We start from the raw sequence: 25,006 nt of genomic DNA on the forward strand, positions 1-25,006 counted from the left end.
CCTGTCAGTGGGATGTCGTTTCAGTGGAATGTAGGTGGCTGCATGTCCGTCTGCGCCACCTCATGCGGGGCGCTCAGATGCATCCGCCTGAGCGCCAGTCCGAAATCGGTGGCGAGCGCGGTGACCAGCGGCGCCATGTCCGGCCGCACCAGAAGGGTGGCGATCAACATCGCGTCGTCGCGATCCCCCTCCGCCGCCGTGGCGATGAAATTGGCAAAGCACGATTCGTCCCCGCCCAGGCATTGGCAGCCCACGGCGTGCAGCATCAGCGGGCGGCGACCGTGGCGGGTGCACAAACCGCAAAGCTGTCCGAACGTGTCCAGAAGGCGACCGCCATTTGCAGGGCCGAAGCACCGCTCGAAATCGCCCGACACGCAGGTTCGGCTCTCATCCCCGTCGGACCAGAGGCGCAGGTAGAGGACGCTTGCCGCCTCGATGCCGCCAAGCTCGGTGATGTAGCCGACAGGCGCGCCGCCGCGCCGCGCATGTGAAACGTCATGGGTCATTTGGTCAGGATCAGTTTTCCGGCCCGCGTGATCCGCAGGGTGTAGACTTGATCGCCCAGAACGATCTGCGCCTGGTCGCGGCCCTCGGTCAGGTCTGTCGCGGCATAAGTGGGCAGAGCATTGGGCACGGTCTGTTTCGGGGGGATCGCATGAAAGGACATTACAGCCACCCCCCGGTTCTGCCTGCAATTCGGCAAGTGGAAAGGCGTGGTGCGTTCATGTGAGTGGTCTTCGAGCGTTCGATCAGCGGCCGCATCAGGGGTTCCCTCGCATCTGATGATTTTCGGGCTTCTCTGGCGCGAGGCCTGAGTGGCTGGACTGCGGTGAAGTTGAGTGATTTGCTCAGATATGTCAACCCGACAATTTCAGTCGGGTAAGGGGGGCGGGTGTCGGCTCTGCCACTTCTGCTGAAAGGCCGTATCGACCTGAGGTAGCACTTTGGAGAATTTACAAGCTCAGCTGTGTGGCTACGAAATTGGCGCGCTGCTCAATGTCGACAAGCGGAAGCTCCGTGATCTCGTATCCGAGCGCGGCGTAGGTTTTGCGCATGACCGCACAGGTTGCTTCGGCTTCGGCACTGTTCTGCTTGCGCTCCGCGTCCTGCGTAAAAATGTCATCCCAGTAAGGCGCCAGAAAGACGCGACGATTGTAGCGGGCCGCCCTTGCCGCTGCGATGACGTGGGGTGGCACGGGGAGGGCGCAGAGCGTCAGGTAGCCCAGGATGTCGGGAATGCCGCGATCGAAGATTACGGGGCCTGGAATGGCCTCAGCGGAACTATAGGCGCGAAGGTCGCGCGCCAGCATGCTCTCGGCGTAAGCGGCGCGGTCCGCCCAGGGCAGTGCGCTGCCGGCGTTATCTCTCTCCTCGCGGATGATCGCGCGGCCGGATTCAGGGATCGTGTGGAAGCCGCAGCGGGCGAGCTCTGTGATCAGGCTGGTCTTGCCCGCACCGGGGCCACCCGTCACGACAAAGAAATGGTCGCTCATGGGCCATCCTCGGGTTTGACAAGGGGGAAGAACTGCGAAGCGATCAGAACGCAATGGGCGTGGATCGAGGCAGCATGAGATTTTCTAGGTAAACAGCACCCGTCGGCGCGGCAGAGGCAAGACACCTGATGATAAAAAGCGGAACTATCTGATGCTTCTAGGGGTGTTGGTGGAGCCTAGGGGGATCGAACCCCTGACCTCCTGCATGCCATGCAGGCGCTCTCCCAGCTGAGCTAAGGCCCCGAACCGCTTGCGCGATACCGGCGGATGTCTAGGCCGACTGCGGGTATCGCGCAAGGGTAAAATACGACATTCGTCTTCGCTATATTCTATGGCCCGCGCACAGTGAAGACTCAGGTGCCTTCGCGGTGGTGAAGATCAGTCCCCACCGAGATAGCGAAAATCAATCCGCATCGCGGCAGCGAGAATCAATCGTCGTCGTTGTCGTTCGCCTTCTCGGCGATCTCATCCAGCGAGACGTCGTCATCATCGTCGTCCAGAACGGTATCGTCATCCGCTTCCAGATCGGAATCATCGTCATCGTCCAGCACGTCATCGACGACCTCTTCGGCCGCGGCGGCCTTGGCCTTTTCCTTTTTCGCAGCCTCGGCGCGCGCGCCTTTGGACTTGGTCAGGGTAAAGGCCGACAACTCATGCACCGTACCGCAGTTCGGGCAGGTCGTCGGATCGTTGTTCAAATCGTAGAAGCGTGTCGTGCAGCTAGGGCAGAGACGTTTCGTGCCCCATTCCGGTTCCGGCATCTGACTTCCCTCATTCTCATATATCCAAAGCGGTGCCGTGCCATAGGCCCGGCCTGATGTCAAAGGCTTTGGTCCCCACACAGGGTAGCTATGTGTTGCAATGCGGTGAAATTCCGCGCACCTTCGCAGATGCAAACAAAAAATGATGAGGGACAGGCGATGCTATATCACGCTTATGAGTACACGCACGCCGCGATGGGCCCCATGCGACAGGCCGCGCGCATGGGCCAGCAAATGCTGACATCGCCTTTCAATCCCATGGCCAGCACCTATCAGGCTCGTGCGACCGCCGCCGCGTGTGAGATGTTCATCAATGCGACGCGACGTTACGGGAAACCCGAATTCGGGATCGATACGGTCGAGTTGAACGGCAAGACCCTGGACGTGGTCGAGTCGGTTCCGTTCGCATTGCCGTTTTGCGACTTGCTGCACATGAGCAAGCCTGACGCGCCTGCGGATCAGACTCCGGTGCTGATCGTGGCGCCCATGTCGGGCCATTACGCGACCCTGCTGCGCGGCACCGTGCGCCAGATGCTGCCCGATCACGACGTCTATGTCACCGATTGGGTGGACGCACGCGACGTGCCATTGAGCCAGGGACGCTTCGATCTGGACGACTATACCGACTACGTGATGGAGCAGTGCCGCTATATCGCCAAGGTCACGGGTGAGCGTCCCGCCGTTCTGGCCGTATGCCAACCCGGTGTTCCGGTTCTGGTCGCGGCCTCCCTGATGGCGGAGGATGGCGACCCCGCGCGCCCGGCCTCGGTCACGCTGATGGGATCCCCGATCGACGTGACGAAGAACCCCAAGCAGCCCAACGAACTGGCCACCGGCCGGCCGCTCAGCTGGTTCGAGAACAACGTCATCGTCACGGTGCCGTTTCCCAACAAGGGATACATGCGTCGCGTCTATCCCGGTTTCCTGCAATTGTCGGGCTTCATGTCGATGAACATGGACCGCCATGTCGATGCCCACGTCAAACAGTTCCGCAACCTGATCAAGGGCGACGGGGACAGTACCGAACAGCACCGCACCTTCTATGACGAATACAATGCCGTGATGGACATGACGGCGGAATTCTACCTTCAGACCATCGAGAGGGTGTTCCAGAAGGGCCTGCTGGCGACGGGCGAGTACATGTACCGCGACCGTCTGGTGGCGCCATCTGCGATCACCGACATCGCCCTGATGACCATCGAGGGTGAGATGGACGACATCACAGGTCTGGGTCAGACGGAGGCGGCACATACGCTCGCCACCAATCTGCCGGATGACAAGCGGGCGCATTACGTGCAGGCCAAGGTCGGGCATTACGGCGTGTTCAACGGCTCGCGCTGGCGCCAGTTCATTCAGCCCAGGGTCGCGGAATTCATGCAGGCGCAGCGCGCTCCGTTCGCCTGAGGCCGCGATGGCCGAGGTGCTGCGCATCGGATCGCCGCCGATCACCGTGGTTCTGCGTCGGTCCACGCAGGCGCGGCAACTGACGTTGCGCGTGCCCTCCATCGGGGGCGACCCGATCCTGACCGCGCCCCGCCGGGTGGCGCGGCATGCGATAGATGGTTTCCTGATTGAGCGTGAGGACTGGTTGCGCGCCGCATTGGGGCGCACCCCGCAACCCGTGGACATTGTCGAGGGCGCGCGGATCCCGGTGGAGGGGCGGCTGCATACCGTGCAATTGACGGGCCGTCGCGGCATCCGGGCTGAACCCGGTCTGCTGGAGGTTCCCCGCGCGGGGACGGGCAGTGCGCTGTCCGCCTGGTTGCGTGGGCTGGCCCGTGACAGGCTGGCCACCGCGACCACGCGCTATGCGGCCCAGCTCGGGGAGGTGCCGGGAAAATTGACCCTGCGCGACACCCGCTCGCGCTGGGGCAGTTGCACCTCGGACGGCAACCTGATGTTTTCGTGGCGGTTGATCATGGCCCCGGTCGAGGTGCTGGACTACGTCGCCGCGCATGAGGTCGCGCATCTGGTGGAAATGAACCATTCCCCCGATTTCTGGGCCATCGTCGACCGGCTGAAGCCCGGCTGGCAGGTGCATCGCGACTGGCTGCGCCGCGAGGGAGCGGATCTGCACCGCTATCGTTTCGATCCCTGACGGGCGCGCGGGTTACTGCCCGATCTTCGCCTCACGCAGGAGCGCGCCGATTTCCTCGTCCAGCAGGCGGCGCTCGGCCTCGCCCTTTACCGGCACGCGGCCGACTTCAAGGATCAGCGGGGCGCTCAAGGGCGTGACATGCGGGGCGGCCACGTGGTCCACCCGCCCCTTGATCCGATCCATCAACTCCTCGATCCGGTCGAAATCGACCATGCCGCGCATCGCCTCGTCGCGGGTGATCTGCAGCATCAGGTGATCGGGGTCGTATCGGCGCAGCGTATCGTAGAGGATATCGGTGGAAAACGTCGCCTGACGGCCTGATTTACGCTGACCCGGTTGGTTCTGGCTGATCAGTCCGGCGACGCGGGCGGGAATGCGGAATGTCCGCTTCATCACCATGTTCTCGGAAAACCAGGTGTCCAGGGCCTCTCTCAGATCACCCTGATCCAGCAAGCTGCCCGGATCCTCCACCGGGTCGAGCGCCCAGATCATCAGGGCGTAATCATTGGCGACAAAGCCGAGAGGGCCCAGCCCCGCAGCCTCCATCCGGCGGGTCAGGATGATGCCCAGCGTCTGATGCGCGTTGCGCCCGGCAAAGGCATACCAGACCGAATGGAACTGCGGCCCGCGCTTGAATGTCTCAACCAGTAGGCGGTCGGCTTGCGGCATTTTGCTGATCCGGGATTGCAGGTCCAGCCAGTCGGCGGTGTGATCGGGCAAGCGCGACCACGCACTGCGATCGTTCAGAAAGGCCAGCAGGCGGTGCGCCAGTCTGGTGGACATGGCCAGTTTCGTACCGCCGAAGGTGGCGATCTTCGGTTCCTTGCCGCTCGACGCGCTTACCTGCACCGTCATCTCACGCAGGCCCTCGTATTTCACCACCTGACCGCCGATCAGGAAGGTGTCGCCGGGGACCAGCGTGCTGGCGAAGCCTTCCTCGATCTCACCCAATGTCTTGCCCCGCCGATAGGCCACCTTGAGGTTGTTCTGGTCGAGGATGGTGCCGACATTCATTCGCAGGTCACGCGCGGCACGCGGGTCGCGCAATTGCCACTTGCCGTCCCGCTCCACCAACCGTTGATAGCGGTCATAGGCGCGCAGGGCATAGCCGCCGGTGGCGCAGTAATCCAGACACCGCTCGAACGCGGCGCGGCTGACGGTGCGGTATGCGCCGGCGCGCTTGATCTCGGCAAACAGGGCCTCCGCCGCGAAGGGGGCGGAGCAGGCGGTCAGCAGGATATGCTGGCACAACACGTCCAGTGGCGCGTCGGGGCGCGGGTCGCCGTCCAGATCGGCATGGCGCGCCGCCTCCAACGCGACACGGCATTCGATGATCTCGAACTGGTTCGCTGGCACGATCAGCGCCTTGCTGGGCGCGTTGTAGCGGTGGTTGGCCCGGCCGATCCGCTGGACCAGCCGCTTGACGTTCTTGGGCGCGCCGACCTGGATCACCAGATCGACATCGCCCCAATCGATGCCCAGATCCAGCGATCCGGTGGCCACGACGGCGCGCAACGCGCCGCTGACCATGGCCGCCTCGACCCGCTGGCGAGCATCGCGGCTGAGCGAGCCATGATGCAGCCCGATCGGCAGGTTTTCGTCGTTCACCGCCCATAGCGCCTGAAAGAACAGCTCCGACTGGGCGCGGGTGTTTATGAAGACGATGGTGATCTTGTGTTGGCGGATCTGTTCTAGAACCTCACGCGCGGCATGTCGCCCGCCCTGACCGAACCACGGCGGCGGCTGCTCGGTTTCCAGCATCTCGATATCGGCGGGCGGGCCGGGATCGGCGACGAGCAAATGCGTATCAGGGCCCAGAAACCGGGCGAGGGCAGGCGGATCCTCGACCGTGGCGCTCAACCCCGTGCGGCGCAGGCCGGGGGCGAGGGTTTCCAGCCGCTCCAGGCACAAGGTCATCTGATCGCCGCGTTTGCTTTCGGCCAGGGCGTGAATCTCATCGACCACGACGCGCCGCAACCCGCCGAAGATGCGCGGTGCCTCCTCATAGCTCAGCAACAGGGCCAGGCTTTCGGGTGTTGTCAGCAGGATATGGGGCGGATCGACCCTCTGGCGTTGCCGCATGCTCTGTTTGGTGTCGCCGGTCCGATCCTCGATCCGCAGATCCAATCCCATTTCGCGCACTGGTGCATCCAGGTTGCGGCGAATGTCCGCGGCCAGCGCCTTGAGCGGTGAGATATAGAGCGTGTGCATCCCCTTATGCGGCCCTGCGGCCAGTTCCACCAGCGAGGGCAGGAACCCGGCCAGCGTCTTGCCGCCACCGGTTGGGGCGATCAGCAGGGTGGAGCGGGCCTCCGCCTGCAGCAGGGCACGCTGATGCGGATGCGGCGACCACCCCTTTGCGGCGAACCAGTCGGTGAATAACTTGGGCAACTCCATAGGGCGGAGTTAATCCAGCGGGGGCCTCATTCAAACACCGGCGCACGTTTCTGAACGTTGGCCATTACCGCCTCCATCTGATGCGGCTTGCCGATCAGATCGGCCTGAAGCCGCGATTCCGCCAGCAGGACTTCCTCCGGCGTTTGGGTGGCGGCGATTTCCGACAGGGCCTTGGCCGTGCGTACGGCGCTGGGCGACTTGCCCGCGATGTCTGCCGCCAGGGCCTGCGCGCGGGCCAGCGGATCCTCCGCGATTTCCGTCACAAGCCCCCAGTCCTGCGCCTGCTGCGCGGCGAAGACCTCACCCGTGTAGATCAGCCGCTTCATCACGTCGGCCCGCATCAGACGCGGCAGCAGGACCATGCCGCCCATGTCGGGGACAAGACCCCATTTCATTTCCATGATGCTCAGCCGCGTGTCCGGGGCCGCAATGCGGATATCGGCCCCCAGCGCGATTTGCAGCCCGCCGCCGAAGCATGTGTGATGTACCGCTGCGATGACCGGCATGGGCAGCTCGTGCCAGACCATCGCCACGCGCTGAAACAGGTTCGAGCGCCCGTGCGTGCGATCCAACAGGGCGGCCGGGTCCGCGCCCAGCACGCCGAAGCTCGCCACATCCAGACCGGCACAGAACGCCCGCCCCGCGCCCGACAGCACCACGGCGCGCACGTCGTCGCGGTTCACCGCCTCGCCCGCGGCGACGATCCCGTCCAGCATCGCGGGGTCCAGCGCGTTCATCTTGTCCGCACGGTTCAGGCGCACATGCGCGACGTGATCCGTGATCTCGATCGTAACCCGGTCGGTCATCCCATTCCCTTCGCATCGCTGGAGTCGCTATCGACGTAGAGGTTCTCCCACGCCCGTTCCATCAACGGGATCGTCATTTCACGCGCGATCCCCTCGTAATCGCAGATCGAGCCCATCTGGCTCATCAAGAAGGGCGCATGATAGGCCGCGAAAGGCCCGTTCGGGCTGGGATACAGATTGCGCAGCATGTGCGTGATGACATCCTCACGCGGTTCGAACCCGGCCTTGCGCGACATGATGACGAACATCTTGAGGAAGTCCTGCTGCCCCGGTCGATCGATCTTGACCTTGTAGTAAATCCGCCGCAACGCGGCACCGTCGAACAGGTCCGTGGGCGCGAAGTTGGTGGAGAAGATCACAAGCGTGTCGAACGGCACGGTGAACTTCTGCCCCGATTGCAGGCTCAGCAGATCGTAGCGTTGTTCGATCGGCACGATCCAGCGGTTCATCAGTGCCTGCGCGCTTTCGCGTTGCCGGCCCAGATCGTCAACGATAAACACCCCGCCCGTCGCCTTGAGCTGCAAGGGTGCCTGATAGGTGCGGCTGACCGGATTGTAGCCCAGATCGAGCATGTCCAGCGTCAGTTCCCCCCCCGTGATGACCGAGGGCCGCTTGCACATCACATAGCGCGGGTCGAATGGCGGGCGTGATCTGATCGCGTGGGGATCGGATTGCGGACCGGCAATGACCTGATGCACGATCGGATCGAACAGGCTGATGGTCTGCCCGAACACGACCAGGGTATGCGGGATGAAGACCGCATCCCCCAGCGCATCGCGGATCGCCTCGGACAGCACGGATTTGCCGTTGCCCGGCGGGCCGTAGAACAGGATGGAACGGCCCGAATTCACCGCCGGTCCCAATTTGTCGAGCATTCCGGGCGGCAGGACCAGATGGTTCGATGCGGCCTCCAGCTGAGCCTTGCGGATTGCCGCGCCGGCAACGCTTTGCCGTTTGCTCTGTGCCTCGAATGCGTCGAGCGAGATCGGAAAGGTTCCGTAGTATTCCGATTGCGCCAGTGCGTCCTGCGCCCGCGCGCGGCCCAGATCGGTCAGTTGATAGCGCAGCTCGGAGGCCGCCTCGACCCCCCGGTTTCCCAACGTCTCGATCAGGTTTTGCGTGCGGGCAATGTCGATCAGCGCGTCGATGATCGGCGTCATCACACCGCAGGCCCGCGCCAGTTCCGTGGGCAGGCTAAGGCTCATCCGAAACATGGTCTTGAGCATCAGGTCCCGCGCGAACGTGGTGTCCAGCCCCAGATCCTCCAGTCGGGTGGGGGCCTGTGGTGCGGTCTGTGGCAGCGCGCTCATATCTCAGATTTCCGTCGCGAGCAGCAGGAGGTAGAAGATCAGCGACACCGATAGCGCCACCCCGTAGGAGAAAACGCCCTTTGCCGACCAGCTCGCCCAATCGGGGGCCATCGCGCGCATAGCGGGAATCCGCCCGACCATGCGGTGGGTCAGCAGACCCGTCAGCGCCATGATTCCCAGGATACGCATGAAAAACGTCATGTCCGCAGGATCGACGAACAGAAAGACTGCCGCAGCGAATTTGACATCCCCCGCGCCCATCTGCCCCAATGCATAGAGCACCAGACCGATGGCGAAGACGATGCCCCCCGCCAGCAGGCGCATCGGAATTTCGCTCAGCGGCACCGTCAGCGGCACCACGATCACGAAGATCGCGAGCATCGCGATACTGATCCGGTTCGGAATGCGCATGGCGCTGAAATCTGTCCAGACCGCGATCAGCGCGGGAATGGCAACAGCACACAGGTGAATCAGGGCTATGGTCGGGGTCATCTGTTCACGGCACTTTGCAAGGCAGCCAGCTTATCCGCGGCGGCGGCGAAGTGGCGCGGATGTGTTTCCACCGCCAGTTCCAGCAGCCCGCGCGCGATATCGGGCTGATCCTGGCGCAGCGCGACGAGGGCCATGTTGTGATAGATTTGCGCCCGCTCTTCCTCGCTCAACGGGACGACGGGCAGGGCGTAGTTGCCCTGTAACGCCCGCGCGATGGCGAGGTTGTTCTTCGCGCCGAAGCTTTGCGGATCGTAGCGGACGGATTCGGAAAATTGCCGCGCTGCCCCCACCAGATCGCCGCGCGACATCTTGGATACGCCCCAGTTGTTGAGGATCGGCGCCGGTTGCGAGGTGAGGTTGCGCGCCTTGGCATAAAAACCGTCCGCCGCATCCCACCGTTCGTAATTGTCCGCGACAATGGCGTTGAGCTGGTTCCAGCGGTATTCCTCGGCCCCGCCGCGTACGAGCGACAATTGTGCTTCGGCGCGGTCCCACTGATTCAGGCGCACCAGCGATTGCGCATAGGTGATGCGGTCGCGATCCTCCAGATTGCCCTGTTCGTCCAGCCGCTCGAACGCGATGACAGCCTCGTCGTTTCGGTCGGCGCGGGTCAGGCTGATGGCATAGCCCCGCTGGAAATCCAGCCGGTCCGGCTCATCCGCCAGGGAGGATCGGAAAAACTGCACTGCGGCCTCCGGCTCACCGGTGGTCAGCATCAGTTCCGTCAGGTTCACGCTGTCGATTGCATTGAGCGCCTGCGGCGTCGGGTCGAAGGGGGCGCGCGGTTCGCACGCGCTCAGCGCCATCACCCCTGCCGTGCCCAAAATCGCCAGTTTGCGTTTCATTCTGCCTCCCCCTCGCCCAGAAGATACCGACCCGATCCCTGTCGTACCAGCGTCAAATCCGTATGTGCGGTGTCAGATACCGGCACGACGTCGCCCTGCAATTCCTCGATCCGGGCCAGATTGGCGCGGGCGACCTCGTTCGAACCGCTCGACAACGCGAATGCGGTCTGGAAGGCGTTGCGGGCCGTGGCGAGGTCTTGCATGCTCAGGGCGACGACGCCCAGATTGTTCCATGCCTCGACCGAGGCGGGTGCCTTATCCACCGCGATCTCCAGAAACCGTTTCGCTGCGCGCAACCGGCCCAGCCGTGCGTTGACGGTCCCTAGCGCGGCCTCGATCTGTCCTGACGGGCCGGTCTGCCCGCTTGCATAGGCGCGGGTGAAGGCGCGCAGGGCCAATTCGTACTGCCCCGCCCGCATCAACAAATGTCCGGTCGCCAGCGGATCGTCCACCTGATCCACGTCATAGACGGTGGGCATGACACTGCGCATCTGCGGAACCGGTTCCTGCGGCGTGCAGGCGGTCAGCATAACCAGCAGGATCAGCACGGCCCTACCCGCCAAGGGTGTTCAGGATGTCATAGACCGACGGTCCGACCAGAATGATCAGCAGCGGCGGCACTGTGAACAGCATCGTGCCCAGGGTCAGTTTCGTGGGCAGGGTGTTGGCCTTCTCCTCCGCCCGCATGACCCGCTTGTCGCGCATTTCCGCGCCATAGACCCGCAGCGCCGAGGCGATCGACGTGCCGAAGCTGGCGGACTGGATCAGAACGGTGACGAAGCTGGACACGTCCGGCACGCCGCAGCGTTCAGCCATGTCGCGCAGCACGGTGACGCGGTCCTTGCCTGCGCGCACTTCGTTCGCGACGATCTCGAATTCCTCGGCCAGGGTAGGATAGCCGACGCGGATTTCCTCGGACACGCGCAGGATCGCCTGATCCAGCGACTGGCCCGCCTCGACGCAGACCAGCATCAGGTCCAGCGCATCGGGAAAGCCGACGGCGATTTCCTCCTGCCGTTCCTGCAGGCGTTTGGTGACCCAGTAATTCGGCCCCATGTAGCCGATCAGACCGGGGATCGCGACATACATCATCATCTTGGTCAGGTCGGTATTGTCGCCTGCCGTGATCAGATAAAACACCAGCCCCGTTCCGAGCAGCCCGATGCCCAGCGTCACCCGAAGGAAAAAGAAGGTCGAAACGGCGGAGCGGCTGCGATAGCCCGCGCGGGTCAGCTTCAGCCGGATTTCCGAGAATTCCTTCTGGTCCTGCGGTTCCAGATACGGTGCGAGCGAGGCCAGACCCCGTGCGCCGGGATCGTGGCGCAGTTGCAGGCCGGTCTGCTGCTGAACTGGCCGCGTCTTGCCCGGCCGGGACTGACCGCTATGGCCCCCGTCCTCATGCAGCCGGTCGAGCCGGTCCGCCGGGCGGCGCAGCGCGATCGGTGCGGCCAGTGCCAGCATCAGCAACATCAGCGCGATGGAGGCATAGAGCGGTCCCAGCGGCCCCAGCGCCGCCTCCAGAAACACGTAAGCCGTGTCGAGCTTGTCGAGCACTGCATCCATCGGTCAGACCTTGATATTGACCATCGCCCGCATGAACAGGACGTTGACCACCAGAAACACACCCACGACGATCACCGCCGGGGTAAACAGAGAGGTTTCCTGAACCTCGTCGTAATAATTCGGCTCCACCAACTGGATGATGATGATCGCCAGCAGAGGGAAGACCGAGAGGAACCAGCCGGACCAGCGGGCCTCCGCCGTGATTGCCTTGACCCGGCGGAACAGCTTGAAGCGTGATCGGATCACAGCCGACAGGCCTGCCAGAACCTCGGCCAGATTGCCGCCCGATTGCGCCTGAATGCTGACCGCGACCGACAGGAACCGCAAATCCTGGACCGAAATACGCTCCGCCATCCGGGCCAGCGATTCCGTGATGTCCATGCCATATGTCGCCTCATCCGCGATGATGCCGAATTCGGTGCCCAGCGGATCAGGCATCTCATGCGCCACGATGGAGACGGAGGAGGAGAACGGATGCCCCACCCGCAAGGACCGCACGATCAGTTCCACCGCGTCGGGCAATTGTTCCTCAAACAGGGCCATGCGCGCCTTGGCCTTGTTGTTCAGCCAAAGGTAGACCCCGCCGAACCCCATCAGGATCGAGATGCCGATCCGCAGAACCAGTGCCGCGCTGGAGAAGATCGTCAGCAGTACGAAGACCATGATCGCCATCATGCCGATGACCAGCACCAGACCGCGCGGCGTGAACGCGATGTTCGCCTGCGCCGCACGTTCGTATAGCGGCGCCATGATCGGGATTCCGGAATTGCGGCGATGCTGGTCCCGCTCGGCGCGCAGGGTTTCCAGCACGTCCTCGGGGTCCTCACCCTTTTCCAGCAGTTCCAGCCTGCGGTTGACCTTGCTTTCCAGGCGCACCGACTTGCCGAAGATCAGCAGGTACACCCCTTCGACCATCAGCAGGACGCCGACGAAGATCATGGCATAGATGATCGGCTCGAACGACATCAGTCTGTCTTCACGGGAGTGTAGATGGAATTGGGCAGCTCATATCCCCACTGTCTGAACCGATCCGAGTGGATTGAGCGCAGGCCCGTCGCGGTGAAATGCCCAAGGATCATGTTATCCGCATCCAGACCGGTCCGCTTGAAGCGGAAGATTTCCTGCATCGACACGATATCCCCCTCCATCCCTGTCAGCTCCGTCACCGAGACCATTCGGCGCGAACCATCTTGTAGACGACTGACCTGTACCACCAGGTTAACGGCCGCGGCGATTTGCGCGCGGCTGGCGCTCATCGGCATTTCCACACCGGTCATCGCGATCATGTTTTCCAGACGGCTGATCGCGTCACGGGATGAGTTCGCGTGGATCGTCGTCATCGAGCCGTCGTGGCCGGTGTTCATGGCCTGCAACATGTCGATCACCTCGTCGCCGCGGGTTTCACCCACGATGATCCGGTCCGGGCGCATCCGCAGGGCGTTGCGCAGCAGGTCGCGCTGCGTGACCTCGCCGCGCCCCTCGACATTGGGGGGGCGGCTTTCCATGCGGCCGATATGGACCTGTTGCAGTTGCAGTTCGGCGGTATCCTCGATGGTCACGATCCGCTCGGAATTGTCGATGAACGAGGACAGGGCGTTCAATGTCGTCGTCTTGCCCGAACCCGTACCGCCCGACACGATGATGTTCAGCCGGCACGACACGGCCGCTTGCAGATAGGCGGCCATTTCCTCGGTGAAGGCGCCGAAGTCGATCAGCTCGTCGATGCTCAGCTTGTCCTTGGAGAATTTACGGATCGACACCAGCGGGCCGTCCACCGCGCAGGGCGGGACCAGCGCGTTGAAACGTGATCCGTCCGACAGGCGCGCATCGACATAGGGGTTCGATTCATCCACCCGCCGGCCCACGGCGCTGACGATCTTGTCGATGACCCGCAGCAGGTGCTTCTCATCCTTGAAGACGGTATCGGTCAGTTGCAGCTTGCCCTTGCGCTCGACGAAGACCTGACGGTGCGAGTTCACGAGGATGTCGTTGACGGTCGGATCCTTCAGCAGCGGTTCCAGCGGGCCCAGGCCCGTCACCTCGTCATACAGATCATTGTTGAGCTGCTCGACCTCGGCCGCGTTCAGGACGATGCCCTGTTCGCGCAGCCCCTCGCGGCTGATCGCGCTGATCTCACGCCGCAGATCGCCCTCACTGACCTTGTCGAGCACGGCGAGGTTCAGGGTTTCCAGCAACCGGCGGTGCAGTTCCATGCGGATGTCGAGCAGGCGGGCGCGGCGCTTGGCGTCCCGTTCCTTCTCAGCGATCTGCGCCGCCGTTTCAGGCTGGGCCTTGCTCAATTTCGGTGATGGTGTCGTGGCGCCCGCAGGCGGGGCGCTGCCAGTTGCCGCAACCCCGGACTTTTCCAGCGCGGGTGAAGCCTGAGGGCGGGGCGAGGGTTGTGCAGCCCGCTGACCCGGTTTTTGCCCCGGCTTCTGATAACGTGAAAACAATGCCGTACCCCCCTCAACCTCGTCCCGGCGTCCCGGCCGGGCTGCGATCCTCAGATCGCGTCTGTCTGCTGTTTCTCGGCCAATTCGGCCAGCGACCCTGCAATCTTGCGCACTTCCTTGCGCAAGGCATTGCCGGAAGCGCCCTCCGCGAGTGGCACACCCTGATCGGCGGCGTTCATCACGGCCTTGCCGCCATCGGGCAACATGACATTGTATTCGATGCCCAGCGATTCCGCCATGCGCTTGACGCGCCCCTTGCCGCCACCGGTCAGGCCGCCGGGGGCGCGGTTCATCACGTATTGCACCTTCTCCAACGGCAGGTCCTCGGCCTTCAGCGCGCGCAGGAACCGCAGCATGTTCTGGGCGCAGCGCATGTCCAGCTCCATCACGGCGAAATAGGTCTCCGCCATCTCCAGAACGACGCTGGTCCATCCCACCAGAACCGAAGGCATGTCCACGATGACGAAATCATGGGTTGTGGCCGCCACATCCAGAATGCGGCGAATATCCTCGTTCTCCACAATCTCGAAGGGAACCGTATCGGGCGGGGCGGTCAGGACGGACAGCTTCTTGCCATAGGTCACCATCGCATCGCCGATCGCGGCCTTGTCCTGCCCCTGTGGTTCGGTCAGCAACTGCATCGTCGCCTCGCGCCGGGCCAGATCCAGATAAGTCGCGACCGACCCGAATTGCAGGTTCAGATCAATGATACAGACCTTGCGCGAGACCTTGCGCGGGGTCTGCGCCATCTCCCATGCCAGATTGACGGCCAGGGTCGTGGCCCCGACGCCGCCCGCGATGCCCTGCACCGGCAGGATCATCCCGCGCCGCGCCGACATATCGCCGACATGTGCGGGCTGATGCGATGCCACGCGCATCTTTTCCAGAGTCTCTGCCAACACGCCCTCGGGCATCGGGTAGGGCGTGAACTCGTCCGCGCCGGCACGCACCAACCTGTGCAAGGCGGTTGCTGTCAATTCCTCGACCACCAGCAGCACAGGCAGCCCGCGGGCCTTCGCCGCCGTCACGATGCCGACATACGGGTCCAGTTCGCCCTCATCCGCACGCTGCACGGCCAGGATGACGCATTCCGTCGCATCGGGGTCCAGACCCGCGATCTGTGTGAGCGCATCGTCCAGGCCCGCGCCCAGCCAGCCTTGGCCATATTCACTGTCCAGATCCTCGATCAACAGATCGAACTGATCCATCTCCCGCGCGATGGCGAGGGCATCTGGTGTCGCCGGCTTTTTTCTGAGTAGCGCCATTCCGGATCTTACCGCCCTTAGTTGCTGAGGTCTTCGGCCACGATCGTGGCGAGGATCTCGGGGATTTCGAACTCGACCGTCGTGTCGAACATTCGCAGAATCATCGGCATGGATTGCGGGCTGACGGCCAGAACGATCAGCGGCACGTATGTCTGTCCGGCAGAGCCCAGATTTACATCCTCATATGCGATCGCGAAATCCTCCAGCTCCAGCGAATAGGCGAAGCGGTCGACCTCATCGTAGATCAGCTTGAACCGGGTGAGATCGCAATTGCTGTCGGGCATGCTGCCATCCTCACGCGGGATGAAGGCGGAGCCGTTGCACACTTGCGTCGGGATCGGCTCACACGCGCCCAGATAGCAGGCATCGCCCGCATTCGCCCCTGCCGCGACATTGCGATTTATCACCCGCGTGCCCAGTCCGGTCTGCACCGTCAGCGACGTGGAAACCGGTGGCGTGACAGCCGCGAGGCGTGCCGCCATCTCCAACCCCTTTTGCGCGCTCAACGCCCAATGATACGCGATGGAGACCTGAACGATCAGCAGAATCAATAGGATCAGCGGTATGAACACGATCACGAATTCCAGCGACGCGGCCCCCCGGTCCCGTCTGACGAACCGACCAGCGGCGCGACGCGCATTTGCCAACAGGCGCGTCATTGCGTTCTCGGCCAGTTTTCGGTGGCGGTCATGAAGATGCCCTCCGCGAAACTGCGCTGTTCCAGTTCGGTGTAATTGTAGACAGCGACGCCGTTCTCAGTGGTAAATTCGGCGTCGTTGTCGCGCATTCCAATGAACTTGACGAACGCGAACTCGGCATAGGCCTTGATAGTGATCTGTGTAGAGGTGGCGGTGGAGACGATGGAGATGGAATCGACAATCGGCTGGCCATTCTCGTTTGTCGCGATCTCACCCCCCGCATTGGTGTGGTATCCGGTGCAGCCTAGGGGTTCGGTTCCATCCGCCGCGCCATCGAACAGGCTGATCGAATCGCCCATGCGGGTTTCGATTATGCCCCGCGCCTTGCACAGAAATTCGTCCGGAACGGTGGTTCCGGTCGGGTCCAGCGGCGCACGGCTGATGAACCGCGCGGCATCGCGTGCCGCGACATCCAGCGAATTTCGCGTCTGCATTGCTTGACCATACTGTTCCGCAAAGCCGAGCGCAGCCAGGAGAACCGGCAACGTTACGACGAATTCGACGGTAATCGCCCCCTGCGAGTCCCCGAAGAACTTGCGGATGCGGTCTAAGGTTTTACGCCCCACGCGCATGCCTGTTCCGATCCATTATGTCCTGTCTGATGACCCTATCAGGAAGCAGACACTTGTAAATATTTGCGCGAAGCTGCGGCGAGGAAATCTTGCGACATTGTTGCGTAAGCGCGTTAATCCTGACCGCTACCCCCCTCGCCACCACCACCGCCATTGCCGATCTTGAGCGTATAGACGGGACGGTTCACATAGGCGTCATAGATCGCGTCGGCGCGCGCTCCGTCGAACTCCCCGCCGGCCAGCTCTATCGCTATGCCAGCCACTCGGGTGACAGCTCGCCGGTTCAGCACCTCACGCTGGGTCGTGTCGACCACCGGCATCTGTTCGCCGAAGGTGGCAATCGCGTCCAGCCGTTCCCTGCTGATCCCCCGCGAAACGAGGAAATCCACAGCTGATTCTGCGCGTCGCAGTCCGAGTTGCAGGTTGTAGTTCTCACCCCCGACCAGATCGGTATGCCCCTCGACCCGCAACCGTGCCTGCGGCGTCCGGCGCAACCACGCGGCCTGCTGCTCCAGCGTGACCTGCGCCTGCGGGGTGAGCGCCGCACTGTTGAACGCGAAGTTGATGGTATCGTCCACCTGACCTGCGAACCGCGCGGACAGTTCCTCGAAACTGGGGCCCGAGACGGCATAGCCGACTTGTACCGCGTTGTTCATTTCGACCGAAGCGCCAAAGCCGGGCAGGACGTTACGCTGTGAACCCTGGTCGCAGGCAGCCAATCCGGTGACGACAAGAATCAGCCCCAGCTTATTCCAGAACATAACCGTACTCCCCCTCGAAATCCTGAGCCGCCACGGCATCCGCGCCGCCGACTGTCTGCCCCAGCAGGAACAATTCCCGCTCGTTGGGGATTTGCACGCGGTCCGTGGGCAATGAGAGCAACTGCCCGTCGGTGGGTGACACCAGATAGGGTGTGATCAGGATGACCAACTCGGTTTGCTGCCGTCGATATTCTGTGGATCGGAACAGGGCGCCCAGAACAGGCAAGTCACCCAGCAGCGGAACCTGCGAGATCGAGTCTGTGAAATCGTCCTGCAACAGGCCGGCAATGGCGAAACTTTGCCCGTCGCGCATTTCGACCGTGGTCTGTGTGCTGCGCGTGCTCAGACCGTTGACCGATATGCCGCCCCCGCCGGTCACGGCTATTTCGCTGTTGATCGAACTGACGGTCGCCGCCAGTTGCAGATTTATCAGATCCTCATCCACCACGGTCGGGGTGAAGGCCAATTGAATGCCGAACGGTTTGAATTCGACAGACACGGATCCTTCCTCATTTATGACCGGCACTGGATACTCCCCGCCGGCGAGGAATTCCGCGCCCTCCCCGGACAGTGCGACGAGGTTCGGTTCGGCCAGCGTGCGCAGCAATCCCTCGGATTCCAAGGCGTCGATCGCGATCTCGATCCCGATATCGCCAAGCTGGAACAACGCGCCCAACTGCCCCGACGAGGATATTACCACTCCAGCAGTGTCGTTCCCAACCAGCGGCGCGGGGGCCGTCGCATTGCCGAATACTCCGACGAAACGACCATCCGCATCGGTGATACCCAGGCCCAGCCCGAGGTTCTGGGACACGGTGCGCGACACCTCCGCGAAGCGGACCTTCAGCATCACCTGCTGCGATCCGCCGACCGTCATCAGATTGGTGACGTTATCGGGGGCATATTGTTCCGCCAGCTCCAGCGCCTGACTGACCTTGCGCGCGCCAGAGACCCGCCCCGACAGGACAATGCCGGCGCCTGCGGTGCGCACCTCGATATTCTCACCCGGCAGGATGTCGGACAGGCGTTCCTTGAATTCCGACAGGTCCGGGGTGACGCGGATTTCGACATTCGCGACCAACTGGTTGTCGAGCCCGATCAGCGTCAGCGTCGTGCGCCCCGGCGCGCGGCCCAGCACATACAGGCTGGAATCGCTCAGCACCGCGACATCGGCAATCCGTGGATTGGCCAGACTCAACTCACTGATGCCAACACGCGACTGCAAAACGCTGGCCTGATCGACCGTAACGCTGATCGCCTGTGCGACGGCGCCGCGTTGAACGGTTAGAACAGGTTGCTGCTGTGCCCCGGCGACATTCGCCGCGAGCACACCCAAACTAGCGAGCAGACTTGCTCGAATCAGCTTTCTCAAGCGCATGTTGCCGATATCTCCTGACCCACAACCTCTGGTAGTCGCACCTCTGCCGGGTGCGCTTGCCACTGATCCTGCCTGAAATCGGAAAAAACGCAAGAATCAAGGACTTGTAAGACGGTGCTATTATGGGATTTCAGCAACAGATCCGTGTCCATATAGCGTCAGTATGACGCAGACCTCCCGGGAAAGTACTTTTTTCCCAGATGCTTGCTCGATTTTACTTGTATGGGCCATAAATCAGTCCGCATTCACGATCGAAACGTCCGATCCGCGGCGGATCGTGATTGTGCGACGGGGCGCAATGACCTCTGGCACGATTTCCTCGGCAATGACCGGTTCGGGGGCGACGTAGCCGACCACATCGTCCAGATTGACCTCTAGATCACCCGTTTCAGCCACGTCCCCGATGCCACGCAGCGACAGCGATAATGCGCCCGAGGCCTGAGCCTGCGCCAGAACGGCGGCCTGTTGCGGGGTCGCGCGAACGGTGATCGTGCGGGCCACCACGGGGCGGTTGCGGTCCTGATCCGAAATCTGATCGACGGCGATCAGGTCGATATTCTCGATGATCAGGCGGGTGACGGCCTCACCCCGGAAACGGCCCGACCAGAACACATCCACCCTGTCGGATGGAGTCAGAAAGCCCGAAACCCCCGATGCGACATCGACGCGGATGGTGAAGGCGCGAAACCCCTCGCCCAGACGCGCGGCAACGCCCGCCTCACGCCCGAAGCCGGTGATCTTGGCGCGGCTGATCGGTTCGCCCATCTCCATGTTGCGCAAGAGGCTGGGGTTTGGCGCGTCTTCGCCAAACAGATCGTCCTCGGTCAGGAACCAGTTTTCGCCGACGATATCCACGACTCTGGTGGGAAAGTTGACGAACAGCACACGTTCGGGCGTCAGTTCGGAACCGTAGCTCAGCGCACGGCGCGCCACAGCGACGGTAACATAGGAATCCTTCTGGGCTTCCAGCTCCAGCGTGCGTGCGAGGCGCACCTCATAGGCATCGAAGCGGTTCTTGGCGGTATAGGCGGCGAAGCCAGCCAACCCCAATCCGACGATTAGAAACAGTAGAAACAGAAACCGCATAGTGCCCCCCAGTATATGCGTGATATATCGAACGATATATCTTGTGGCTCCGGGCCAGAATTCGGATCGCGACCGTGAACTAGTCTAATTCGTCTCCGAAGCTTTCACCAGTGCGATCCACGACTGCGGTGCCGATCGCATCGGAAACCACTTGCGTACTGTTGTCCACACCCGGTTCGATCAGGATCAGCACACCCAAACCCAGCACGATAGCCGCCCCACATAAAACGATCCAATCCACTGTGACCGCGCCCGTGTCGTCTGTGGCAAAGATACGCAAGTCAGTATTGAGACGCATGGGCCGAGCCCCTCATGTGTACGCGTATTACAGACAGTGAGGATATAAAAATGCCGCTCGCAACGAAGGCGAACGGCATTCGTATTTCAACCTAGAAGAGGTTGGCTATCAGCCGCCGAGGTCCTGATCTGTACCGATCGCGGTGGAGCTGACTGCGCCTTCGAGTTGCAGGCCCACATTGGTCGCGGCAGTGCCCAGACCCGACTCGACCGTCGCGACGACGCCGATTGCCAGGGCGACGACTGCGCCTGCCAGAACGACCCAGTCGACCGTCACGGCGCCGGACTCGTCCTTGGCGAACTTGCTGAAGAATTTGGTCATGTTGATCCCCTCCAAGAGATTCTGAGAATGTCGCCCGCCGAACCTAATCGGTGACTGGGATTACTATGCGAACTGTTTGTGGCGTGAATTTGTTCGTCCACACGCTGACGAAATGCAATCATAGGTGGAAATCTGGGGCAAATGTGGCGGGAATGTGGCGAAAATGGTCCGCGTTGTCACAAAGGTAGCCAGAGCGATTCCAATTGCGGCAAAAAATCGGCAGATTGAGCCAACTGGGGCGTTCGATGCCCGTCTTGCAGAGAATCCCTGATGCCCGCACGTCTGATCCTGTCGTTCTGTCTGTTCGTCATGGTGACGACGATCGCCTCTGCCGCCCACGCGCAGGGGGGCGGAGTTTTCAGGTCCGTCTCCAGCGAGCTTGCACAGCGGCCGCGCGGCGGCGTCATCGATCTGTTCGCCCGGCCCAATGTCGGAGTTCAGCGCAGTCCGGCCGATCTGGACAACTGGTTTTGGCGTGGGGTGGCACCGGATCGAAATGCAGCGGCCCCGCGACGAATGGAGGCCGCGGGCGCGCTGGCCGCGACCGGGCGCTACTCGGCCCCCTCGCGGGCCCGGTTTCTGGCTTTGCTGGCGCAATATCGCGCGCCGTTGCAGGACGCGGCGGCGGCGCATGGCCTGTCGCTGCCGTTCCTGATGTCGCTGGTGATGGTGGAATCGGGCGGGGCGCACGATGCGATCAGTTCGGCCGGGGCGGTCGGGTTGACGCAACTGATGCCTGCAACTGCGGAACTGATGCAGGTCGCGGACGCGACCGATCCGCGCGATAATGTGATGGGGGGCGCACGCTATCTGTCGCAAATGCTGGTAGCGCATGATGGCGACGCGGTTCTGGCCCTTGCCGCCTATAATGCCGGGCCGGGGGCCGTGGCCCGGGCGGGGGGCGTGCCGCTCTATGCGGAAACGCGGGCCTACGTGCCCCGGGTTCTGGCCGCATGGCATGTCGCCAGGCAGTTGTGCGAGACCCCGCCGGTCAGTGCGACGGGGCCTTGCGAGATCAGAGGCTAGACGCCACGCAGATCACGGGACCAGGGTTGCTTCGGTCGCGGCCTCGATCTCGGCCATGGTGATGCCCTCGGCGATTTCCACCACCTTCAGGCCGCCCTCGACCACGTCGAACACGCCCATTCCGGTGATGATCCGGTCCACCACGCCCTTGCCCGTCAGGGGCAGGGTGCATTGCTTGAGCAGCTTGCTCTCCCCCTTCTTATTGGCATGGTCCATGATGACGATGACGCGCCCGACACCGGCGACCAGATCCATCGCGCCGCCCATGCCCTTGATCAGCTTGCCGGGGATCATCCAGTTGGCCAGATCGCCGTTTTCCGCCACCTCCATCGCGCCCAGAACAGCCGCCGCGATCTTGCCGCCCCGGATCATGGCGAAGCTTTGCGCGCTGTCGAAATACGATGTGCGGCTTACCTCGGTAATGGTCTGCTTTCCGGCATTGATCAGGTCGGGGTCCTCGTCCCCCTCATAGGGGAACGGCCCCATGCCCAGCATGCCGTTTTCGGATTGCAGGGTGATGTCCTTGTCGCCGACGTAATTCGCTACCAGCGTCGGGATGCCGATGCCGAGGTTCACATACATGCCGTCTTCGAGCTCACGCGCGGCGCGTGCGGCCATCTGATTGCGATCCCAACCTTTGATTTCAGCAGACATCATGCTTCCTCCCGCTGGCGCACGGTGCGCTGTTCGATCCGCTTTTCGTGCTCACCCTGAATCAGGCGATGCACATAAATGCCGGGCAAATGGATTTCATCGGGGTTGAGGGTGCCGCAGGGCACGATCTCCTCGACCTCAGCCACGCAGATCTTGCCACAGGTCGCGGCGGGCGGATTGAAGTTGCGCGACGTCTTGCGAAAGACGAGGTTGCCGGAATCGTCCGCCTTCCACGCCTTGACGATGCTCAGATCCGCGACCATTCCGCGCTCCAGGATATAATCCTGACCGTCGAATTCCTTCACCTCCTTGCCCTCGGCGATCACGGTGCCGACGCCGGTCTTGGTGTAGAATCCGGGAATGCCGGCGCCGCCGGCGCGCATCCGCTCAGCCAGTGTGCCTTGCGGGTTGAATTCCAGCTCCAACTCGCCCGACAGGTATTGCCGCATGAATTCCGCATTTTCCCCTACATAGGAGGCGATCATCTTTTTCACCTGACGGCTTTCAAGCAGCAGGCCGAGGCCGAATCCATCGACGCCCGCATTGTTCGACGCGATTGTCAGGTCCTTGGGGCCCGCATCGCGGATTGCCACGATCAGGTTTTCGGGGATGCCGCACAGGCCGAATCCCCCCGCCGCGATAAACATCCCGTCGAACAGGACGCCCTCCAGCGCCTCCGCCGCCGAGCCATAGACCTTCTTGACCATTGCGATGTCTCCCATGCTGCATTTGCGAATGATGTGCCGTGTACGCTGGCCCCGAGTCAAGCGAGCCGGACCCGGACCATGAAATATTCGTGCGTGAACCCGGTCTTGCGGCGGCTCATAATATCCGGCGCAAAGCGGTGTTCACGATGTCCGGGCGCTCCAGGCTGACCAGATGGCCGCATCCCTCGATCTGTGTCAGGCGGGCGGCGGGCAGGGCCTGCGCAAGGCTTTCGTGCAGTTTCGGCGGGCAGATCCGATCCTCGGTGCCGACGATGACCTCCACTGGCATCGTGCAGCGGTCCAGATGCTCCAGCATGGCGCGTCGCCCGTTCAGGGCCGCCGATTGCCGGTGGTATGTCGCCTCGTCCGTAGCATCGCTCATCTGCGCGACCGTTTCCGAAAGGCGTTCCCCCACGCTCGGATCGTGTGCGAAGAACATCGCCTGGAACGGCTCCGAGAACGCCGCCAGTCCGCCGGCGCGAACCGCGGCCTGTTGCCCGGCCCGCCATTCCTTTTCCTTATCGCGCGCCGCGGTCGGATCGGTCGCCATCAGACAGGCGAAGCGTACCCGGTCCGGGGCGCGGGCCATCACCTCCATCGCGACCATGCCGCCCATCGACAATCCGCCCAGATCGAACCGATCAGGCGCGTTGGCCAGCACCCGGTCGGCCATCGCCCCGATATCGTCGTCGCGCGTCACGTCCGCGACATGCACGTCGTCGAATTCGGCGATCTGGGGCGCGTATAATCTGTGGTCGCATAAATGTCCCGGTATCAGGATCAGCATGGTCGTTTCCTTTGTCGTGAGTAGGCCGCGTTAACGACTTTGTCGCGATGGAATGCCCGCCGCAGCCCAGCCACGGGGCAGCGCGACAATGTCATCGGCAACCATCGTAACCGTCGGTTTCATCGGCAACCATTGTAAACGGCAATCTCGTCGATCAGTTCGCGGTACACGGCGTTCATCCGCTCATTTGGTTGGTGTGCCGTAATCCGGGGGCTGAGGGGATCCGGCGCTACGATCTGACTGCGCGCCATTTCGCCCAGGACCGCGTGGCCGCAGAATGGCACGTGCACCTCGGAATATCCGCCCTCATGCGCCATGGCCAGACGACCGGTGCACAGCTCGTCCGCTGCCTCCATCATGCTGCGTGTCATGGCTGCGAAGGTATCGGACCCGGCCAGCATACGGCCCAGGGGGTCCACGCCGCTGGCGTCGTAGCCACATGCGATGATTATTATGTCCGGTTTGAAGGTGCTCAGCACAGGGCGCACCACCTGCTCCACCGCATAAGTATAGGCCACGTGCCCCCCGCCCGGGGGCAATGGGATATTGACGTTGCTGCGCGCATCGGTCTGCACGCCGCCGGTCGTCCAGGGATAGTTGGCCGCCTGATGGAGCGAGACGGTCAGAACGTTCGGGTCGTCGGCAAAGATAGCCTCCGTCCCATTGCCATGATGCACGTCCCAATCGACAACGGCGAAGCGTTCAGCCAACCCGGCAGCCTTCGCCGCCTCGATGGCGACGGCGATATTTGCCAGTAAGCAATAGCCCATGGGAGTATCGGGCAGACAGTGATGCCCGGGCGGGCGGCTTAGCGCATAGGCGTTGTCGAAATGCCCGCGCAGCACCCCGTCCACGGCGGCGATCACCAGCCCGGTGGACAGCGCCGCGATCTCGAACCCGCCGGGGCCGAAGGGCGTCCGCTCCCCCATCTCACCCCCACCAGTGTCGGACAGGCGTTTGAATTCGTTCAGGTAGTCCGCGGGATGCACCCGACGCAAGGCCTCCTGCGTTGCCTCTGGCGCGGTGCGGATATCCAGATCGCGCGACAGGCCGGTGACCTCGATCAGATTGCGCAAGCGGCGCTTTGTCTCGGGGTTTTCGGGCAATCCGCCAGTGATCATTGGCTGAACCAACCCGCCGACAGGTGCGACCAGAGCGTAATTTCCGCCGGAGTGCCAAAAGCACCGCTCATCACTGAAAATCGCTGTCACCGTACCCTCCGCATTTTGGGCAGT

The 25,006-nt window shown here is 62.7% G+C and carries 28 protein-coding genes and 1 tRNA gene; 3 read left to right on the forward strand and 26 right to left on the reverse strand.

The genetic code is table 11. The features are described from left to right. Nucleotides 1–20: 20 nt before the first annotated feature. The 5 genes from G8E03_RS04220 to G8E03_RS04240 form a co-directional block, all read right to left on the reverse strand. Nucleotides 21–506 carry a hypothetical protein gene (locus G8E03_RS04220; RefSeq protein ID WP_166189010.1) on the reverse strand — a complete coding sequence of 162 codons (486 nt, stop codon included), beginning with the start codon at nt 504–506 and terminating at the stop codon, nt 21–23. Further along, nucleotides 503–667, reverse strand: a complete 165-nt coding sequence (gene hemP, locus G8E03_RS04225) for a hemin uptake protein HemP (RefSeq protein ID WP_166189013.1) — start codon at nt 665–667, stop codon at nt 503–505. Before hemP ends, G8E03_RS04220 begins: the two co-directional genes overlap by 4 nt. Before the next feature lie 286 nt (nt 668–953). Beyond that, nucleotides 954–1,493, reverse strand: a complete 540-nt coding sequence (locus tag G8E03_RS04230; protein ID WP_166189015.1) for an AAA family ATPase — start codon at nt 1,491–1,493, stop codon at nt 954–956. 167 nt (nt 1,494–1,660) lie between these two features. Next, nucleotides 1,661–1,736, reverse strand: a tRNA-Ala gene (locus tag G8E03_RS04235). Nucleotides 1,737–1,921: 185 nt separating this feature from the next. Next, nucleotides 1,922–2,254 (reverse strand): TIGR02300 family protein, encoded by a 333-nt coding sequence (locus G8E03_RS04240; protein WP_166189017.1) that lies wholly within the window; start codon nt 2,252–2,254, stop codon nt 1,922–1,924. Nucleotides 2,255–2,383: 129 nt separating this feature from the next. Between G8E03_RS04240 and G8E03_RS04245 the strand changes: the two genes are divergently transcribed. Both G8E03_RS04245 and G8E03_RS04250 read left to right on the forward strand, forming a co-directional pair. Then, nucleotides 2,384–3,658, forward strand: coding sequence for a polyhydroxyalkanoate depolymerase (locus G8E03_RS04245; RefSeq protein WP_240910423.1), 1,275 nt, complete (start codon nt 2,384–2,386; stop codon nt 3,656–3,658). A gap of 7 nt (nt 3,659–3,665) precedes the next feature. Continuing rightward, a complete protein-coding gene (locus G8E03_RS04250; protein ID WP_166189022.1) occupies nt 3,666–4,352 on the forward strand; it encodes a M48 family metallopeptidase in 687 nt (228 codons plus the stop codon). A 12-nt stretch (nt 4,353–4,364) separates the two neighbouring features. Here the strand turns inward: G8E03_RS04250 and G8E03_RS04255 are convergent, their stop codons facing one another. The 17 genes from G8E03_RS04255 to G8E03_RS04335 all read right to left on the reverse strand — a co-directional run bounded on the left by G8E03_RS04255 (nt 4,365) and on the right by G8E03_RS04335 (nt 20,597). Then, nucleotides 4,365–6,749, reverse strand: coding sequence for a ligase-associated DNA damage response DEXH box helicase (locus G8E03_RS04255; protein ID WP_166189024.1), 2,385 nt, complete (start codon nt 6,747–6,749; stop codon nt 4,365–4,367). A 26-nt stretch (nt 6,750–6,775) separates the two neighbouring features. Beyond that, nucleotides 6,776–7,555 (reverse strand): crotonase/enoyl-CoA hydratase family protein, encoded by a 780-nt coding sequence (locus G8E03_RS04260; protein ID WP_166189027.1) that lies wholly within the window; start codon nt 7,553–7,555, stop codon nt 6,776–6,778. Then, entirely contained in the window at nt 7,552–8,865 is a 1,314-nt protein-coding gene (locus tag G8E03_RS04265; protein ID WP_166189029.1) for an ATPase, read from the reverse strand. The genes G8E03_RS04260 and G8E03_RS04265 overlap by 4 nt, the downstream gene beginning before the upstream one ends. A 3-nt stretch (nt 8,866–8,868) precedes the next feature. Continuing rightward, on the reverse strand, nt 8,869–9,357 hold the full coding sequence (locus G8E03_RS04270) for an A24 family peptidase (RefSeq protein ID WP_166189032.1): 489 nt from the start codon (nt 9,355–9,357) through the stop codon (nt 8,869–8,871). Next, entirely contained in the window at nt 9,354–10,202 is an 849-nt protein-coding gene (locus G8E03_RS04275; protein WP_166189034.1) for a tetratricopeptide repeat protein, read from the reverse strand. The genes G8E03_RS04270 and G8E03_RS04275 overlap by 4 nt, the downstream gene beginning before the upstream one ends. Further along, nucleotides 10,199–10,765: a tetratricopeptide repeat protein gene (locus G8E03_RS04280; protein ID WP_205793256.1), complete on the reverse strand. Its 567-nt coding sequence runs from the start codon at nt 10,763–10,765 to the stop codon at nt 10,199–10,201. Before G8E03_RS04280 ends, G8E03_RS04275 begins: the two co-directional genes overlap by 4 nt. Further along, nucleotides 10,755–11,765 carry a type II secretion system F family protein gene (locus G8E03_RS04285; RefSeq protein ID WP_166189038.1) on the reverse strand — a complete coding sequence of 337 codons (1,011 nt, stop codon included), beginning with the start codon at nt 11,763–11,765 and terminating at the stop codon, nt 10,755–10,757. Before G8E03_RS04285 ends, G8E03_RS04280 begins: the two co-directional genes overlap by 11 nt. 3 nt (nt 11,766–11,768) lie before the next feature. Then, nucleotides 11,769–12,731: a type II secretion system F family protein gene (locus G8E03_RS04290; protein ID WP_166189040.1), complete on the reverse strand. Its 963-nt coding sequence runs from the start codon at nt 12,729–12,731 to the stop codon at nt 11,769–11,771. Next, nucleotides 12,731–14,218, reverse strand: a complete 1,488-nt coding sequence (locus tag G8E03_RS04295; protein ID WP_166189042.1) for a TadA family conjugal transfer-associated ATPase — start codon at nt 14,216–14,218, stop codon at nt 12,731–12,733. Before G8E03_RS04295 ends, G8E03_RS04290 begins: the two co-directional genes overlap by 1 nt. Nucleotides 14,219–14,268: 50 nt before the next feature. Further along, a complete protein-coding gene (locus G8E03_RS04300) occupies nt 14,269–15,483 on the reverse strand; it encodes a CpaE/TadZ family protein (protein WP_166189044.1) in 1,215 nt (404 codons plus the stop codon). Between the two features lie 17 nt (nt 15,484–15,500). Beyond that, nucleotides 15,501–16,142, reverse strand: a complete 642-nt coding sequence (locus G8E03_RS04305; RefSeq protein ID WP_166189047.1) for a TadE/TadG family type IV pilus assembly protein — start codon at nt 16,140–16,142, stop codon at nt 15,501–15,503. Further along, a complete protein-coding gene (locus G8E03_RS04310) occupies nt 16,139–16,747 on the reverse strand; it encodes a TadE/TadG family type IV pilus assembly protein (protein WP_166189049.1) in 609 nt (202 codons plus the stop codon). Before G8E03_RS04310 ends, G8E03_RS04305 begins: the two co-directional genes overlap by 4 nt. A gap of 119 nt (nt 16,748–16,866) precedes the next feature. Next, complete coding sequence (locus tag G8E03_RS04315) at nt 16,867–17,514, reverse strand: OmpA family protein (protein ID WP_166189051.1); 648 nt, start codon at nt 17,512–17,514, stop codon at nt 16,867–16,869. After that, nucleotides 17,501–18,892 (reverse strand): type II and III secretion system protein family protein, encoded by a 1,392-nt coding sequence (locus tag G8E03_RS04320; RefSeq protein WP_166189054.1) that lies wholly within the window; start codon nt 18,890–18,892, stop codon nt 17,501–17,503. The genes G8E03_RS04315 and G8E03_RS04320 overlap by 14 nt, the downstream gene beginning before the upstream one ends. Before the next feature lie 234 nt (nt 18,893–19,126). Next, nucleotides 19,127–19,978, reverse strand: a complete 852-nt coding sequence (cpaB, locus tag G8E03_RS04325) for a Flp pilus assembly protein CpaB (RefSeq protein ID WP_166189056.1) — start codon at nt 19,976–19,978, stop codon at nt 19,127–19,129. Nucleotides 19,979–20,057: 79 nt separating this feature from the next. Continuing rightward, complete coding sequence (locus tag G8E03_RS04330) at nt 20,058–20,276, reverse strand: hypothetical protein (protein ID WP_166189058.1); 219 nt, start codon at nt 20,274–20,276, stop codon at nt 20,058–20,060. Between the two features lie 108 nt (nt 20,277–20,384). Continuing rightward, nucleotides 20,385–20,597 (reverse strand): Flp family type IVb pilin, encoded by a 213-nt coding sequence (locus G8E03_RS04335; protein WP_166189060.1) that lies wholly within the window; start codon nt 20,595–20,597, stop codon nt 20,385–20,387. A 270-nt stretch (nt 20,598–20,867) separates the two neighbouring features. Between G8E03_RS04335 and G8E03_RS04340 the strand changes: the two genes are divergently transcribed. Continuing rightward, nucleotides 20,868–21,623: a lytic transglycosylase domain-containing protein gene (locus G8E03_RS04340; protein ID WP_205793258.1), complete on the forward strand. Its 756-nt coding sequence runs from the start codon at nt 20,868–20,870 to the stop codon at nt 21,621–21,623. A 12-nt stretch (nt 21,624–21,635) separates the two neighbouring features. Here G8E03_RS04340 and G8E03_RS04345 read toward each other — a convergent pair whose 3' ends face one another. The 4 genes from G8E03_RS04345 to G8E03_RS04360 all read right to left on the reverse strand — a co-directional run bounded on the left by G8E03_RS04345 (nt 21,636) and on the right by G8E03_RS04360 (nt 24,982). Beyond that, nucleotides 21,636–22,277: a 3-oxoacid CoA-transferase subunit B gene (locus G8E03_RS04345; protein WP_166189062.1), complete on the reverse strand. Its 642-nt coding sequence runs from the start codon at nt 22,275–22,277 to the stop codon at nt 21,636–21,638. Next, nucleotides 22,277–22,999 (reverse strand): CoA transferase subunit A, encoded by a 723-nt coding sequence (locus tag G8E03_RS04350; protein ID WP_240910424.1) that lies wholly within the window; start codon nt 22,997–22,999, stop codon nt 22,277–22,279. The genes G8E03_RS04345 and G8E03_RS04350 overlap by 1 nt, the downstream gene beginning before the upstream one ends. A 100-nt stretch (nt 23,000–23,099) precedes the next feature. Next, nucleotides 23,100–23,771 carry an alpha/beta fold hydrolase gene (locus G8E03_RS04355; RefSeq protein ID WP_166189066.1) on the reverse strand — a complete coding sequence of 224 codons (672 nt, stop codon included), beginning with the start codon at nt 23,769–23,771 and terminating at the stop codon, nt 23,100–23,102. Between the two features lie 119 nt (nt 23,772–23,890). Next, nucleotides 23,891–24,982 (reverse strand): class II histone deacetylase, encoded by a 1,092-nt coding sequence (locus tag G8E03_RS04360; protein ID WP_240910425.1) that lies wholly within the window; start codon nt 24,980–24,982, stop codon nt 23,891–23,893. Nucleotides 24,983–25,006 lie beyond the last annotated feature (24 nt).

The sequence above is a fragment of the Pontivivens nitratireducens genome (genome assembly GCF_011290545.1).
Classification (GTDB): Bacteria; Pseudomonadota; Alphaproteobacteria; order Rhodobacterales; family Rhodobacteraceae; genus Pontivivens; species Pontivivens nitratireducens.

What these genes read in the sequence shown, in the direction of transcription:
- G8E03_RS04220 (WP_166189010.1), bottom strand. Translation starts at nt 506, where the DNA reads ATGACCCATGACGTTTCACATGCGCGGCGCGGCGGCGCGCCTGTCGGC.
- hemP (WP_166189013.1), bottom strand. Translation starts at nt 667, where the DNA reads ATGTCCTTTCATGCGATCCCCCCGAAACAGACCGTGCCCAATGCTCTG.
- G8E03_RS04230 (WP_166189015.1), bottom strand. Translation starts at nt 1,493, where the DNA reads ATGAGCGACCATTTCTTTGTCGTGACGGGTGGCCCCGGTGCGGGCAAG.
- G8E03_RS04240 (WP_166189017.1), bottom strand. Translation starts at nt 2,254, where the DNA reads ATGCCGGAACCGGAATGGGGCACGAAACGTCTCTGCCCTAGCTGCACG.
- G8E03_RS04245 (WP_240910423.1), top strand. Translation starts at nt 2,384, where the DNA reads ATGCAAACAAAAAATGATGAGGGACAGGCGATGCTATATCACGCTTAT.
- G8E03_RS04250 (WP_166189022.1), top strand. Translation starts at nt 3,666, where the DNA reads ATGGCCGAGGTGCTGCGCATCGGATCGCCGCCGATCACCGTGGTTCTG.
- G8E03_RS04255 (WP_166189024.1), bottom strand. Translation starts at nt 6,749, where the DNA reads ATGGAGTTGCCCAAGTTATTCACCGACTGGTTCGCCGCAAAGGGGTGG.
- G8E03_RS04260 (WP_166189027.1), bottom strand. Translation starts at nt 7,555, where the DNA reads ATGACCGACCGGGTTACGATCGAGATCACGGATCACGTCGCGCATGTG.
- G8E03_RS04265 (WP_166189029.1), bottom strand. Translation starts at nt 8,865, where the DNA reads ATGAGCGCGCTGCCACAGACCGCACCACAGGCCCCCACCCGACTGGAG.
- G8E03_RS04270 (WP_166189032.1), bottom strand. Translation starts at nt 9,357, where the DNA reads ATGACCCCGACCATAGCCCTGATTCACCTGTGTGCTGTTGCCATTCCC.
- G8E03_RS04275 (WP_166189034.1), bottom strand. Translation starts at nt 10,202, where the DNA reads ATGAAACGCAAACTGGCGATTTTGGGCACGGCAGGGGTGATGGCGCTG.
- G8E03_RS04285 (WP_166189038.1), bottom strand. Translation starts at nt 11,765, where the DNA reads ATGGATGCAGTGCTCGACAAGCTCGACACGGCTTACGTGTTTCTGGAG.
- G8E03_RS04290 (WP_166189040.1), bottom strand. Translation starts at nt 12,731, where the DNA reads ATGTCGTTCGAGCCGATCATCTATGCCATGATCTTCGTCGGCGTCCTG.
- G8E03_RS04300 (WP_166189044.1), bottom strand. Translation starts at nt 15,483, where the DNA reads ATGGCGCTACTCAGAAAAAAGCCGGCGACACCAGATGCCCTCGCCATC.
- G8E03_RS04305 (WP_166189047.1), bottom strand. Translation starts at nt 16,142, where the DNA reads ATGACGCGCCTGTTGGCAAATGCGCGTCGCGCCGCTGGTCGGTTCGTC.
- G8E03_RS04315 (WP_166189051.1), bottom strand. Translation starts at nt 17,514, where the DNA reads ATGTTCTGGAATAAGCTGGGGCTGATTCTTGTCGTCACCGGATTGGCT.
- G8E03_RS04320 (WP_166189054.1), bottom strand. Translation starts at nt 18,892, where the DNA reads ATGCGCTTGAGAAAGCTGATTCGAGCAAGTCTGCTCGCTAGTTTGGGT.
- cpaB (WP_166189056.1), bottom strand. Translation starts at nt 19,978, where the DNA reads ATGCGGTTTCTGTTTCTACTGTTTCTAATCGTCGGATTGGGGTTGGCT.
- G8E03_RS04330 (WP_166189058.1), bottom strand. Translation starts at nt 20,276, where the DNA reads ATGCGTCTCAATACTGACTTGCGTATCTTTGCCACAGACGACACGGGC.
- G8E03_RS04335 (WP_166189060.1), bottom strand. Translation starts at nt 20,597, where the DNA reads ATGACCAAATTCTTCAGCAAGTTCGCCAAGGACGAGTCCGGCGCCGTG.
- G8E03_RS04340 (WP_205793258.1), top strand. Translation starts at nt 20,868, where the DNA reads ATGCCCGCACGTCTGATCCTGTCGTTCTGTCTGTTCGTCATGGTGACG.
- G8E03_RS04345 (WP_166189062.1), bottom strand. Translation starts at nt 22,277, where the DNA reads ATGTCTGCTGAAATCAAAGGTTGGGATCGCAATCAGATGGCCGCACGC.
- G8E03_RS04350 (WP_240910424.1), bottom strand. Translation starts at nt 22,999, where the DNA reads ATGGGAGACATCGCAATGGTCAAGAAGGTCTATGGCTCGGCGGCGGAG.
- G8E03_RS04355 (WP_166189066.1), bottom strand. Translation starts at nt 23,771, where the DNA reads ATGCTGATCCTGATACCGGGACATTTATGCGACCACAGATTATACGCG.